This is a genomic window from Beggiatoa leptomitoformis, from assembly GCF_001305575.3.
In the GTDB taxonomy this organism is placed as follows: Bacteria; Pseudomonadota; Gammaproteobacteria; order Beggiatoales; family Beggiatoaceae; genus Beggiatoa; species Beggiatoa leptomitoformis.
The window spans coordinates 3916402-3931215 of record NZ_CP012373.2; the positions used below are offsets into that span (position 1 = coordinate 3916402).

Genomic DNA, 14814 nt, shown 5'->3' on the forward strand with positions numbered 1-14814 from the left:
AATTGGCATTGCCATAAATACATAAGTAGTTCTTATCCACTTATATCCGCTAACCCTCGCGTGTCACTCGTAATAATTCCTCAATCGTACTATCACCTGCTAATACCTGTTGCGTGCCATTCTGCAACATACTACTTTGTCGCTGATGCGCATACGCTTCAAGTTCATGTTGTCCTATTTGATCATGAATCATCGTCCGTAACGAACCATCCACGTCAATTAATTCATAAATACCTGTACGTCCTTTATAACCAATATGGTTGCACGATTTACACCCATTTGCCGCATACAAGGTCAAATCGGGGGGTAAATTTGCCCGTTGTAATGCCTCTTTTTCTGTCAGACTTGCTAAATAAGGCGTTTTACACGCGGGACAAAGCAAGCGCACTAAGCGTTGCGACATCACCGACAACAAACTGGAGGACAACAAAAACGGTTCAATCCCCATATCACGCAAGCGCGTTACCGCCCCAATAGCAGTATTTGTATGCAAAGTGGATAACACTAAATGCCCTGTTAAACTTGCCTGTACCGCAATTTGGGCGGTTTCTGCATCCCGAATTTCCCCAACCATTACAACATCAGGGTCTTGACGTAAAATTGCTCGCAATCCGCGTGCAAAAGTCATATTAACCTTTGTATTAACTTGTGTTTGTCCGATGCCATCCAAATAATATTCAATGGGGTCTTCAACCGTCATAATATTACGACTATGGTCATTTAAATAATTCAACATTGCATACAAACTAGTGGTCTTGCCAGAGCCTGTTGGGCCTGTGACTAAAATAATTCCATGCGGTTTTATCAACTGTGCTTGTAAACGACTTAACATATCATCAGGCATACCAATATCTTGTAAATTTAATCGTCCTGCCTGTTTGTCTAACAAACGCAATACCACCCGCTCACCATGTCCACTAGGAATCGTTGAGACCCGCACATCGACCGCTCGCCCCGCAATACGCAAAGAAATCCGCCCATCTTGTGGCAACCGTTTTTCGGCAATGTCCAACTTTGCCATCACCTTAATTCGTGAGACTAATAACGGTGCAAGTACTCGTCTAGGCTGTAAAACCTCACGTAATACACCATCAACACGAAACCGTACCACTAAGCGACTTTCAAACGGTTCAATATGAATATCTGACGCATTTTCTTTAATTGCTTCAGATAATAACGCATTAATTAATCGAATAATTGGCGCATCATCACTGCTTTCTAACAAATCCTCAGGTTCTGAGGACAACTGCTGTGCAACCTGAAACAAGTCTAATTCATCACCAATACCCTCCATCATCTGCATAGACTGATTGGCTTGTTGCTCATAATGACGCGTCAATAAAATATCGAATTGTTCACTGGATATTGTCTCTAGTTGCACAGGACGCGCCAAAAATCGTCGTACTTCATTTAATGTTTGTAAACTAAAATCAGGACGGCAATATAAATAAGCCTGTTCAGCAATTAACTGTTTTAAAATAACACCATGTCGTTTTGCAAATGCAAATGGCAATATAGTGGGGGCGAGAGTATTCATAAGGCAAAAAGTTAAGGTAATAGAGCAGCAAATGGATTTAAACAATTGTATTATAAAATACCTGATAATTCGTAGGTATCGCCAGCGCGGTCAACCCAGATAAAATAAGCCATATCAGCACACAGCTTTTATTTGAATCAAAACTAACCCGCTTTAAAAAATAAAAAGCTTTTTAGATAAACAGATGCGAATCTATTCGCACGAATAAATCCATAAAACTCCACCAAAGGCAATGTATGAGCATATTAAAAACAACCATTGATACCCGTTCCGCAGGCTATCATGAAAATGTCCTTGCCATGCAAGGGCTAGTGCAAGATTTACGCGCAAAAATTACCGTTGTGACACAAGGCGGTGGTGAACGCGCCCGTGCAAAACACCTAGAACGCGGAAAACTGCTCCCCCGTGAGCGCGTACGCGCCCTGCTTGATGTTGGCTCACCCTTTTTAGAACTATCACAACTCGCCGCGTATGCTGTTTACGATGATGATGTTCCTGCTGCGGGCATTATTACAGGCATTGGGCGTATTATGGGGTGCGAGTGCATGATTGTAGCGAATGATGCGACCGTTAAAGGTGGTACATACTACCCCTTAACAGTTAAAAAACACTTACGCGCCCAAGAAATTGCGACAGAAAATCAGTTACCCTGTCTATATCTCGTCGATTCAGGCGGTGCATTTTTACCCCATCAAGATGAAGTTTTTCCCGATAAAGACGATTTCGGACGTATTTTCTTCAATCAAGCGACTTTATCTGCACGCGGTATTCCCCAAATTGCCGTTGTTATGGGTTCATGTACGGCAGGCGGTGCGTATGTTCCCGCGATGTCGGACGAAAGCATTATCGTTAAAAATCAAGGGACAATATTTTTAGGAGGCCCTCCTTTAGTAAAAGCAGCAACTGGCGAAATTGTCAGTGCAGAAGAATTAGGCGGTGCAGATGTTCACTGTCGCACCTCGGGCGTAACCGACCATTATGCCCATGATGACCGCCACGCGCTCGCCATCGCCCGCCAAATTGTTGGTAACTTAAATCGCGTTAAAAAACCAATGCTCGCCATACGTCCTGTCATTCCACCTTTATATGACCCCCAAGAGATTTATGGCGTTATTCCCAAAGACCCTCGTAAACCATTTGATATTCGGGAAATTATCGCCCGTTTAGTTGATGGCTCAGAATTTGACGAATTTAAACAACTTTATGGCGCAACCCTTGTGTGTGGCTTTGCCCATTTATGGGGTTATCCTGTTGGAATTGTGGCGAATAATGGCATTTTATTTTCCGAATCAGCGCAAAAAGGCGCGCATTTTATTGAATTATGTAGCCAACGTGGCATCCCCTTAATATTTTTACAAAATATCACAGGGTTTATGGTCGGGAAAAAATACGAATCGGGTGGTATAGCCAAAGATGGCGCGAAAATGGTCACTGCCGTCGCTTGCGCACAAGTACCTAAATTAACTGTATTAATTGGCGGCAGTTTTGGTGCAGGCAATTACGGCATGTGCGGACGGGCATATAGTCCACGTTTTTTATGGATGTGGCCTAATGCGCGTATTTCAGTCATGGGCGGCGAACAAGCCGCTAATGTGTTAGCACAAGTTCGTCGCGACAATATGGAAGCCAACGGTAAAACATGGTCCAGCGCGGAAGAACAAAGCTTTAAAGACCCCATCCGCACACAGTATGAAACACAAGGACATCCTTATTATGCCAGTGCGCGATTATGGGATGATGGTGTGATAGACCCCACAGATACCCGCATGGTACTTGGTTTAGGATTATCCGCCTGCCTGAATGCACCCATAGAAAAAACCCAGTTTGGTGTGTTTAGAATGTAATATTTGAGAGTGCATTATGTTGCGTAAATATGCTTAACATATCTCTGCATCTTCTTTTTTAGCACTATCCTTATTTGTTTGTACTTGCTGAGTTTTATAAATAGATTAAAATTATCAGGGTGATATTTTCACTTTTATTGGTATAGGGCAAAATTGTTCAGCAGATAATAGAGTTCGGATTATGCTGACGAGTACGGTACTGATTACACTCGTTCTGCTAACCGTGACAATATTGCACCTACGATTAATTACTACACTTTAAGTTTTCGTGTTGTTCTTATTTTCCCCTAGGATTCTTTACACTTTATACTTTTTTGTCTGAACCGCAATTTACACAATTAACTTAATTTTCTAAATTTTAAAGAATATTTTTTATAATGATGAAAATTGAGATAATTAAGTAATTGTGGTTCAGACAACAGGAAAAAAACCATGCAAGTCGCCTCATTACGTTACGAAGTGATTTTTAAAAAAGCCTTTTGCGATGTAGAAGTGTTTAAAGCCTTTGTAAAAGATTTTCTTGGGATTGATTTAAAGATAGATAAAGTCGAAACAGAAAAGAAATATGAAAAACCGATAGGGAATGTCGATTCGCGTTTTGACTTACACGCCGAAGATTTAGAAAACCGCGTCATCGTTGATATTCAACATCGGCGTTATCCCGACCATTATGACCGTTTTTTACACTACCACTGTGCAGCACTATTACAACAAGTGGAAAATGCAAAAAATTATTCTCCAAACTTAACTGTTTTTACCATCGTTGTTTCCACCTCTGGCACAAAAGAAGATGTTGCGATGGCAGAAATCAACTTTGACCCTATTGATTGCTTTACTAAAAAAGCCTTGAATAAAATTCATCACCGTATTCTCTATATTTCGCCAAAACATGTTAATGAAAACACCCCCGAACCCTATCGCCAATGGTTAGAACTGATAAAAGACAGCTTAGACGAAGAAATAGATGAAACGATTTACCATAAACACGAAATTTTAAAAGTGGTGGATTTAATCAAACGTGACGGCTTAACCCCGCAAGACCGCGCACGGATGAAAGATGAATACTCAGAAGCAGAATTACGCGAGAAAGAGAAAGCGGAAGACTTCAAAAAAGGGCAGGAGAAAGGACGACAAGAAGGACGTGACGAAGGTATCGAAATCGGAATTGAAAAGGGAATTGAAAAAGGGATTGAAAAAGGGAAACTAGAAATAGCCAAGAACTTACTAGCCCAAGGATTGCCAGTTGAATTAATAGAACAAACCACGGGGATTTCTCGGCAACTTTTTTTAACCGATTAATGGAGAAAAAACCATGCAAGTCGCCTCATTACGTTACGAAGTGATTTTTAAAAAAGCTTTTTGCGATGTAGAAGTGTTTAAAGCCTTTGTAAAAGATTTTCTGGGCATTGATTTAAAAATAGACAAAGTCGAAACAGAAAAGAAATATGAAAAACCGATAGGGAATGTCGATTCGCGTTTTGACTTACACGCCGAAGATTTAGAAAATCGTGTCATCGTCGATATTCAACATCGGCGTTATCCCGACCATTACGACCGTTTTTTACACTACCACTGTGCGGCACTATTACAACAAGTGGAAAATGCAAAAAATTATTCTCCAAACTTAACTGTTTTTACCATCGTTGTTTCCACCTCTGGCACAAAAGAAGATGTTGCGATGGCAGAAATCAACTTTGACCCTATTGATTGCTTTACTAAAAAAGCCTTGAATAAAATTCATCACCGCATTCTCTATATTTCGCCAAAACATGTTAATGAAAACACCCCCGAACCCTATCGCCAATGGTTAGAACTGATAAAAGACAGCTTAGACGAAGAAATAGATGAAACGATTTACCATAAACACGAAATTTTAAAAGTGGTGGATTTAATCAAACGTGACGGCTTAACCCCGCAAGACCGCGCACGAATGAAAGATGAATACTCAGAAGCAGAATTACGCGAGAAAGAGAAAGCGGAAGACTTCAAAAAAGGGCAGGAGAAAGGACGTGACGAAGGTATCGAAATCGGAATTGAAAAAGGGAAACTAGAAATAGCCAAGAACTTACTAGCCCAAGGATTGCCAGTTGAATTAATAGAACAAACCACGGGGATTTCGCGGCAACTTTTCTTAAATGATTAGAGAGTACTAACAAATTACCGCTTCTTTAGCATGACTAATTTTTGATGATATACCCAGACGGATAACGCCGCTTCAGGTGGTATTATCCGTCTTTGTTCACACTCAATGATTCTAATCCAGATAAGTCTTGTTACAACATGCGTAAAACAACATCTTTAAATAAGGTGTCCACTTCATCTTGATTCGTCATTTCCATTGTTTTTTCAACCCGTTCGCGGGTTAAGTGTGAGGCAAATAATTGCATAAAATCATACATGTAACTTCTTAAGAATGTACCCCGTCGGCAACCTAAACGGGTGGTGCTGGGTTCAAACAAGTGGCTTGCATCTACCATACACAAATCATCATCTAAACCAGCGTCATACGCCATGTGGGCGACAATTCCAACGCCTAACCCTAAACGGACATAGGTTTTTATCACATCTGCGTCGGATGCAGTAAAGACAACTTGTGGTTCTAATCCTGCTTTTGTAAATGCATGGTCTAGTTGAGAACGTCCTGTAAAACCAAAGGTATAAGTGACTAATGGATATTGTGCAACATCGGCAAGTGTTGGTTTGCTAATGTTGGCAAGGGGATGGTCTGGTGGCACTAAAATACCCCGATTCCAACGATAACATGGCATCATAACTAGATTATCAAATAGTTCTAGTGCTTCTGTTGCAATGGCAAAATCTACAGTACCTTCTGCCGCTAGTTGAGAAATTTGCAGGGGCGTGCCTTGGTGCATGTGTAAGACTACTTTAGGATATTTTTTAATAAACTGTTTAATAATCGGTGGTAAGGCATAACGGGCTTGAGTATGTGTTGTGCCAATTGAAAGTGTACCGCTTTGATTATCACTAAATTCGTGGGAAATGCGTTTAATGTTACTTACTTGTCGTAAAACATCTTGTGCAACATGAATAATGGCTTGTCCTGCTGGGGTAATATGCGTTAGTTGTTTGCCACTTTTACGCGCGAAAATTTGTACCCCTAGCTCTTCTTCTAACAGCTTAATCTGTTTACTAACACCGGGTTGTGACGTATATAATCCTTCAGCCGTTGCAGATACATTTAAACCCCGTTGAGCAACTTCACAAATGTAGCGTAGTTGTTGTAATTTCATTCTAAACCCATTCCTTTTTGATATAAGTTAATGCTTAACTATTCATTTAAAGAATAAGGCGGTTTCGCTATAGTGTAAAGCAGAGAAGTAAAATTCTATAAACTTCGGCTGAATACTATATAACGTCTTTTTCATACTAACTGTCGCCATTTATTAATTTCTATTAACTGTTAGACCCAAATTATGACTCGCCAACTGACCCATTTAGAAATTTTGGAAAGCGAATCGATGCACATCATCCGTGAGGTGGTCGCCGAGTTTCGCAATCCTGTAATGTTGTATTCCATCGGTAAAGATTCTAGCGTGATGTTACGTCTTGCCCAAAAGGCGTTTTATCCCGCGCCTATTCCCTTTCCCTTAATGCACGTTGATACGGGTTATAAATTCAAGGAAATGATTGAATTTCGTGATGAATATACTCGTTCTATTGGTGCGCGTTTAATTGTTCATCGTAATGAAAAAGCAATTAGTGAGGGTGCGCATCCGCAAAAACTGGGGGTAGCACGTTGTTGTGGCGCGTTAAAAACGGCTGCATTGCTTGAGGGTTTAGAAAAATACGGTTTCGATGCTGCTTTTGGTGGTGCGCGACGTGATGAAGAACGTTCGCGGGCAAAAGAACGCATTTTCTCTTTCCGCGATGAGTTTGGACAGTGGGAACCACGCAATCAGCGTCCTGAGTTATGGCATTTGTATAATGGACGAATTCATGAAGGTGAATCAGTGCGGGTTTTTCCGCTCTCTAATTGGACTGAAATGGATGTTTGGGAATACATTCTGCAAGAGAAAATCCCCATCGTACCATTATATTTTGCTAAAGAACGCCAGATGGTACAACGTGGAACAGCCTTAATCCCTGCTGATAATGTGCAGTTAGGCGAGCATGAAACGGTAGAAACGGTATTGTGTCGTTTTCGTACCTTAGGTTGCGCACCCTGCACGGGGGCGGTGCGTTCTGCTGCGGTGACATTGGAAGAAATTGTGGAAGAATCCGCAGTTGCAACGCGCAGCGAGCGGGAAACACGCATTATCGATCATGGCAATTCTTCAATGGAAGATAAGAAACGGGAAGGGTATTTCTAATGAACGCACCGAGTGTGATTTTAAATACAACAAGTGGCTTATTGCGCTTTGCAACCTCAGGTAGCGTGGATGATGGTAAATCAACGTTAATTGGTCGTTTATTAGTAGATACTAAAGGTATTTATGAAGACCAATTGCAAGCCGCGCAAAATTATCATGAGCGTAAAGGGGGTAAGGGCGTTGATTTAGCTTTATTGACGGATGGGTTACAAGCAGAACGTGACCAAGGCATTACGATTGATGTCGCTTATCGCTATTTTTCCACACCTCGCCGTAAATTTATTATTGCGGATACACCGGGGCATGAGCAATACACGCGAAATATGGTAACAGGCGCAAGTACTGCGGATTTAGCCATTATTCTTATCGATGCGCGTAAGGGGATTTTGCCACAATCGCGTCGTCATGCCTGTATTTCGCATTTATTGGAAATTCCACATATCCTTGTTGCTATTAATAAAATGGATTTGGTGGATTATTCAGAAGCAGTTTATAATCAAATTGTTGCAGATTTTAAAGTTTTCGCCGCAAAGTTAGGGTTGCATGATGTACATTACATTCCTATTTCTGCCTTAAATGGGGATATGGTGGTAACGCGCGATAATAATATGCCTTGGTATCAAGGAAATACTTTATTAGGGACATTGGAAAATGTATCCATCGCTCGTGATTTAACCGCGCACCCGTTTCGCTTTCCTGTACAGGTTGTTAATCGGCCACAAGGGGAAGAATTGCACGATTTTCGGGGTTACATGGGGCGGATAGAATCGGGTGTGATTGCCGTTGGCGATGCTATCACGGTTCAACCCAGTGGTATGACCAGTAAAATTAAAGCGATTTATACGGGACAAGGAGAAGCCGATTTTGCTTTTGCCCCGCAATCGGTAACGCTGACTTTAACCGATGAACGAGATATTTCGCGTGGCGATATGTTGGTAAAAACGGGCGATACGCCACAGGTAGAAAAGCAATTTCAAGCAAAAATTTGTTGGTTAGATAATTCTCCTTTAGATTTCAGCAAGAAATATTGGATTAAACACACGACTCAAACGGTGCGCGGTGTTATTCATCAACTGCATTACAGTTTAGACATTCATTCGTTAGAACAAAAAGAGATTGTTGGTAATACCTTACAAATGAATGAAATTGGGTTGGTTTCGCTAAAGCTTTTAAAACCGTTGATTATTGATGCTTATTCTCATAATCGTGGCACGGGGAGCTTTATTGTGATTGATAGTGATACGAATAATACCGTTGCCGCAGGAATGATTGTTTAAGATTATGGTTTTAATCAGAATTAGGTGTTTTTACGGATAGTTCTGAACGGATACTACCATTAAAAAAAGTGGTGGTATCCGTGCGGTTTTGTAAATCTTGGTTCGGATAATCTGTTTAATCCGTTTGTTGTAACTCGGGATTTACAAAATAACGTAACCAAGGCAACAAATCGCTGGGTAATAGACCTCTTTCGCCTTCTAATGCGGCTTTGTCCCCTGCTTTACCATGTAAACACACGCCTAAATGTGCCGCTTGTAAAGTGGAAAATCCTTGTGCTAATAATCCGACTATAACCCCTGTCAGTACGTCTCCCATACCACCGGTTGCCATGCCGGGATTACCTGCGGTACAAATATTGATTTGTCCTTGTGTATCCGCAATTAATGTTCCCGCGCCTTTTAACACACAAATATTTCCAAAACGCAGTTGTAGGGCTTGCACAGCGGCAAAGCGGTCAGATTCTACTTCATCAGTGCTTAAATGCAGTAGTCTGGCAGCCTCTCCAGAATGGGGGGTAATAACGCTGTTGCTAAAACGAAAGGGTGAATGTGCTAATAAATTCAGTGCATCTGCATCAACAACAATGGGTTTATCGGTGTGGCGCACCGCTTCTAACATCTCTTTTGCCCATTGCCCTTGTCCTAAGCCTGTACCAATCGCCACTACATCCGCTTGTTCTAGTAAAGTTTTAAGTTCTTTGGCTGTTTCAACGCCATGACACATAATTTCAGGACGGGTTAGGTTTAGCATATCTGCATGTGCGGTGCGTGTCGCAATGCTGACTTTACCCGCACCCACGCGTCCTGCGGCTTCGGCGGCTAAGCGTGCCGCACCTGTCATACCGCGTTCGCCACCAATAATAAGGGCATGTCCAAACGCGCCTTTATGCGCATTACGAGGACGACGTTTAAAGGCCTCACGGCAAAGAATATCGGGGAGACGTGACACGGTATGGCGTACCTGTTTAAAAGTGGCTTCGGGAACTTGCAAGTCATCAAAATAAATTTTGCCACAATATTCAGGTCCATCCCCCGTAAATAAACCTTGTTTTAAACCAATAAAGCTGACTGTAATATCGGCTTTAATCGCTGTTCCCATTACTTTTCCCGTATCTGCTTGTAATCCAGAGGGAATATCTAGGGATAATACAGGGCAGGTACGCCGACTGACTGCGTCTATCACGTCGCGGAATTTACCTGCAACATCACGGTCTAGTCCTGTACCAATTAAGGCATCAACAATAAGGTCGACAATGGAAAGTTTTTTTTCTGAAAAAACTTGTGGCGATAGTCCAACACTGAGCATGCCTTCAAAAGCGAGACGGGATTCACCTTTAAGCTGATTGGTATTTCCCAATTGCAATACTGTTACATCGTAGCCCGCAAGGTAGGCAAGACGGGCAACTACATAGCCGTCACCGCCATTATTGCCTGTGCCACAAAGCACGATAATACGTTTTGCTTTTGGGAAACAGGTTTGCATGACTTGAAATGCAGTACTGCCTGCACGTTCCATTAAACAAATACCCGGTATTCCCATTTCTTCGATGGCAATACGGTCTAGTTCACGTACTTGGCTGGCACGGTATAATGGCAGAGGAAGTACGGATTTATCTTTCATGGTTTGCTCCTACACGAAAATCTTGCTGTCGTGCATTATTTGGTCGCTTGCGTCTGTCTCTGCAATGCCCGAAGTGACATAACACGCTATGTTTAAACAGGCAAACGCAAAAAATGTTCCCGATAATATTTTAATTCATTAATAGATTCATAAATATCTGACATAGCAAGATGTTGTGCAGTTTTGCTAAACTTGGGCAATTGAGGCATCCATCGCCGTGCTAATTCCTTTAGCGTACTGACATCTATTTGACGATAATGAAAATACTTTTCTAATGTGGGCATATAGGCATGTAAAAACAAACGGTCTTGACTGACTGTGTTGCCACAAATTGGCGATTTACCCGCAGGAACGTATTGTTGTAAAAATGCCAGTGTCATTTGTTCTGCGGTTGCTAAATCAATGGTACTTTCACGCACTCTTGTTACTAACCCCGACTCATTATGTTGGCGCGTATTCCATTCATCCATTGTGGCTAATAAGCTATCAGGTTGATGAATAGCAATCACAGGGCCTTCAGCAACCAGATTTAAGTGAACATCGGTGATAACCGTTGCAATTTCAATAATGGATTCATGCGCTGGCTCTAAGCCTGTCATTTCCAAATCAATCCAAATTAAATGTGTTGGGTCTTGGGACATTATGCGAGTTACCTTTAACTTATATTAATTAATCCCTATTTTACCCTATACAATCGTTTCTATAGCGTCTAATTAAGAGAGTTTTATACATGAATGAATTAACCGTTGTATTTTTACTAGCCGTTATTGCGGGCGTAGGCTTGCAATGGTGGCTTGCACAGCGACAAATTAAGATGGTGCAATCTAATAAAAACCAAGTTCCTACTTTATTTAAAGAAAAAATCGCGTTGTCCGAACACCAAACAGCAGGCACTTATACTGAAATTAAAACCCGTTTCGCACAAAAACTATTATTGTTAGAAACCGCTATTTTATTGGTTTGGACGGTTGGAGGGGGGTTAAATTTTTTAGACCATACATGGCGTGCAATGGGTTGGTCATCCTTATGGACAGGGGTTGCGGTTATCCTCAGTTTTATGCTGATTTCCTCACTGCTAGATTTACCCATCAGTTGGTATCGAACTTTTCGAATTGAATCCACTTTTGGTTTTAACCGCATGAGTATGGAAACCTTTATTGCGGATACTTTAAAAGGCTTGGTTTTATCGCTGGTTATTGCTGTTCCCTTATTAACCATCGTTTTATGGCTAATGGAATTTGCAGGTGCATTATGGTGGTTATGGGTTTGGTTTGTCTGGATAGGCTTTACATTACTAATGCTTATTGCTTACCCAACCTTTATCGCGCCGCTATTCAACAAATTTAAACCGTTAGAAGACAGTGAATTAAAACAACGAATAGATGGGCTATTACAACGCAATGGTTTTACCAGTGAAGGTATTTACGTCATGGACGGCTCGAAACGTTCTGGACATGGCAACGCCTATTTCACAGGTCTTGGTAAACATAAACAAATTGTTTTCTTTGACACTTTGCTAGAAGGATTAAATGTAGATGAAGTAGAAGCCGTTCTTGCGCATGAAGTAGGACATTTTAAACATAATCACGTACAAAAACGTATGTTTTTTATGGGAATCATCAGCCTAAGTGGATTGGCTTTATTGGGCTGGTTAATACAACAAACGGCGTTTTATAATGCGTTTGGCATCACAATGCCTAGCACTTACATGGCATTACTCCTATTCATGCTAATAATGCCTGTGTTTACCTTCTTTTTTAGTCCCTTATTCGCATGGGCGGCACGCAAACATGAATTTGAAGCAGACAGCTTTGCTGCTCAACAAGCAAGTGCCGACTGTTTAGTACAAGCCCTTGTGAAATTGTACAAAGAAAATGCCAACACACTCACGCCCGACCCTTTATATTCCGCCTTTTATGACTCACATCCCCCCGCGCCTGTACGCATTGCCCATTTAAACAGCGTAGGAAAATAATGGGCGGCCTATGACAAATAAATAAAGGTCAAAGCCAACGGATAACACTACTAAAAATAGTGCTATCCGTGTTACTTTCACAACGGATTTACACTAAATAAATTTCGTCATGCAAACAAAATAAGAGTACATTCCATGACACATAATAAACAGATTAAATTCATTTTCTTACTATTAAGTGTCTTCATCATTACCGCCTGCAATACCATCAGCTACTACGGGCAAGCCATGCAAGGACAAGTTGATATTTGGCAACGGATGCAACCCATAGAAAATGTCATAGCCCAAACCGACACCCCAACACGTTTAAAACAACAACTGGCTGAAGTTCTTCAAATTCGCGCCTTTGCCAGTGATAAGCTATATTTACCAGACAATCCCAGCTACACCTTTTATGCTGATTTACAACGCCCTTACGTGGTTTGGAATGTTTTCGCTGCCGCGCCTTTTTCCATAAAACCGCAAGAATGGTGTTTTCTCGTCGTAGGCTGTGTCAGCTATCGAGGTTACTTTACCGAAGCGGATGCAAAACAAGCAGCAAGCGCATTACAAACAGAGGGATACGATGTTTATGTTGGAGGCATCGCCGCCTATTCAACACTAGGTTGGTTTACCGACCCCTTATTAAACACCATGTTATCGTGGTCGCGAACACGCATTGCATCCGTCATTTTTCACGAATTATCCCATCAACTTTTATATATCCCCAATGACACCGCTTTTAATGAAAGTTTTGCCATGACGGTAGAAACCATTGGTGTAGAACGTTGGTTAGCACAAAATGGGACACCTGCGGAATGGGAAAATTATCAACAATATCGCCAGCGACGTGCCGATTTTATCGTTTTAATTCAACAAACACGCACAGATTTAGAACAGCTTTACCGTTCACCATTATCACAAGCAGATAAAATCGCACAGAAAACACATATTTTTGCGCAACTACAAGCTAATTATCAACAAGTTAAACAACAAAAATGGGGAGGCTACGCAGGATATGATTTTTGGTTCGCAGAAACACTCAATAACGCTAAAATTACCTCAATATTGACTTATCAAGATTATATTCCCGCATTCACTACATTATTATCCGAAAAACAAGGCAATTTAGCTGAATTTTATCAAGCCGTTAAAACGCTATCACAATTGTCTGCTGAAGAACGTCAACAAACATTGAATGGACTGTTAGCTAGAAACTAAACTTAAAAACGCTTGCCGAGTCCACTCAAGATAATTCATCGATTATTTTGATGGTTAAGCCCGTTACTTTTGCAATAGTCTCATGAGGAATACCTTCCTGTTTCAACTGCAATGCAGTTAAACGAATCGCTGCATCTTTGCCTTTCTCCATACCTTCGGCAAGTCCTTTTTCAATCCCTTGAGCCAGCCCTTTCTCTATTCCTTCAGCCAGTCCCACCGCTTTGCCTTTTTCAACCCCTTCAGCTAATCCTTCAGCCAAACCCTCAGCTTTACCCTCATCAAAAGCCGTATCAATCACATTTTTTAAATCCCGATAGACTTTTAAACTTTCCTCATACTCCGCATATTCTTGGTCGGTATAATTTGCGATTTCTGCTTGTTCAAACAGCTTGCCGAATATCTTCTCTTGCAGTTTTTTCGGGCGGTTGGTTAAATTTTCTAAATTCCGTAAAATATATAGCCATTTGTCAAAATGCGTTTCTAATTCATTTTCAGTTTTGGTGAATTTGGGCATTTCTAAATAGATATAAGTCAATTTGTCATAAAAGACTCTTTTGGTACTTTGGTCTATCAATTTAACTTCATGATGAAAAACGTCTTGGTCTTCTTTATCCTCATCAAAGACAAAATCTAAAATGCCAACGGTATAAATTGCGTTTAATTTAAAATCCCATTGACCTTTTTCAGCTTGTTGTTGAATCGGAAACGTAGAGTAATAAATACTACGGTCTTTAAAATAGTTTTGTTTCGCCTTTTGTAATTCAACGATAAACCTTTCCCCGTATTCGTTTTCGCAATAAATATCAAAAATTGCTTTACGATTATCGATGTGTCGTCCAAGTTGTTCAGGAGGAAGATAAGTCAAGTCAATAATTTGTCCTGTCTTTTTCTGCAATAGCTCATTAAGAAAATCGACAAGCAAGTCCTTATTTGGTTCACTCCCAAACAACTTTTTAAACCCAAAATCAGTAAAGGGGTTGATGTATTTGTCTTTTACGCGCATAAAATCCCTCTTGTATCAAACAATTT

Annotated in this window: 12 protein-coding genes; 7 read left to right on the plus strand and 5 right to left on the minus strand. The window is 40.9% G+C overall.

Going from position 1 to position 14814, the window contains the following annotated elements; translation table 11 throughout:
• Positions 1–49: 49 nt before the first annotated feature.
• The gene (gene gspE, locus AL038_RS16705; protein WP_062154745.1) at positions 50–1537 is read right to left on the minus strand and encodes a type II secretion system ATPase GspE; all 1488 of its coding nucleotides are present in this window, start codon (positions 1535–1537) and stop codon (positions 50–52) included.
• A gap of 236 nt (positions 1538–1773) precedes the next feature.
• Between gspE and AL038_RS16710 the strand changes: the two genes are divergently transcribed.
• The 3 genes from AL038_RS16710 (at position 1774) to AL038_RS16720 (ending at position 5524) form a co-directional block, all read left to right on the plus strand.
• Complete coding sequence (locus AL038_RS16710) at positions 1774–3381, plus strand: carboxyl transferase domain-containing protein (RefSeq protein WP_062154747.1); 1608 nt, start codon at positions 1774–1776, stop codon at positions 3379–3381.
• 432 nt (positions 3382–3813) lie between these two features.
• Positions 3814–4680, plus strand: a complete 867-nt coding sequence (locus AL038_RS16715) for a PD-(D/E)XK nuclease family transposase (RefSeq protein ID WP_062154749.1) — start codon at positions 3814–3816, stop codon at positions 4678–4680.
• Positions 4681–4693: 13 nt separating this feature from the next.
• Positions 4694–5524: an Rpn family recombination-promoting nuclease/putative transposase gene (locus tag AL038_RS16720; protein WP_062154751.1), complete on the plus strand. Its 831-nt coding sequence runs from the start codon at positions 4694–4696 to the stop codon at positions 5522–5524.
• Positions 5525–5654: 130 nt separating this feature from the next.
• Here the strand turns inward: AL038_RS16720 and cysB are convergent, their stop codons facing one another.
• A complete protein-coding gene (cysB, locus tag AL038_RS16725; protein ID WP_062154753.1) occupies positions 5655–6632 on the minus strand; it encodes an HTH-type transcriptional regulator CysB in 978 nt (325 codons plus the stop codon).
• Positions 6633–6815: 183 nt separating this feature from the next.
• Between cysB and cysD the strand changes: the two genes are divergently transcribed.
• On the plus strand, positions 6816–7712 hold the full coding sequence (cysD, locus tag AL038_RS16730) for a sulfate adenylyltransferase subunit CysD (RefSeq protein ID WP_062154755.1): 897 nt from the start codon (positions 6816–6818) through the stop codon (positions 7710–7712).
• A complete protein-coding gene (gene cysN / locus AL038_RS16735) occupies positions 7712–8989 on the plus strand; it encodes a sulfate adenylyltransferase subunit CysN (protein WP_062154761.1) in 1278 nt (425 codons plus the stop codon). Before cysD ends, cysN begins: the two co-directional genes overlap by 1 nt.
• A gap of 115 nt (positions 8990–9104) precedes the next feature.
• On the opposite strand, the gene AL038_RS16740 is transcribed toward cysN, so the two are convergent.
• Both AL038_RS16740 and orn read right to left on the minus strand, forming a co-directional pair.
• Positions 9105–10610: a bifunctional ADP-dependent NAD(P)H-hydrate dehydratase/NAD(P)H-hydrate epimerase gene (locus AL038_RS16740; protein ID WP_062154763.1), complete on the minus strand. Its 1506-nt coding sequence runs from the start codon at positions 10608–10610 to the stop codon at positions 9105–9107.
• 92 nt (positions 10611–10702) lie between these two features.
• A complete protein-coding gene (gene orn, locus AL038_RS16745; RefSeq protein ID WP_062154765.1) occupies positions 10703–11251 on the minus strand; it encodes an oligoribonuclease in 549 nt (182 codons plus the stop codon).
• A gap of 89 nt (positions 11252–11340) precedes the next feature.
• Here orn and AL038_RS16750 point away from each other — a divergent pair, with 89 nt between their 5' ends.
• Positions 11341–12585: a M48 family metallopeptidase gene (locus AL038_RS16750; protein WP_062154768.1), complete on the plus strand. Its 1245-nt coding sequence runs from the start codon at positions 11341–11343 to the stop codon at positions 12583–12585.
• 135 nt (positions 12586–12720) lie between these two features.
• Positions 12721–13785: an aminopeptidase gene (locus AL038_RS16755; RefSeq protein WP_062154770.1), complete on the plus strand. Its 1065-nt coding sequence runs from the start codon at positions 12721–12723 to the stop codon at positions 13783–13785.
• Positions 13786–13810: 25 nt separating this feature from the next.
• On the opposite strand, the gene AL038_RS16760 is transcribed toward AL038_RS16755, so the two are convergent.
• A complete protein-coding gene (locus AL038_RS16760; RefSeq protein ID WP_062154772.1) occupies positions 13811–14788 on the minus strand; it encodes an Rpn family recombination-promoting nuclease/putative transposase in 978 nt (325 codons plus the stop codon).
• Between the last annotated feature and the right edge of the window lie 26 nt (positions 14789–14814).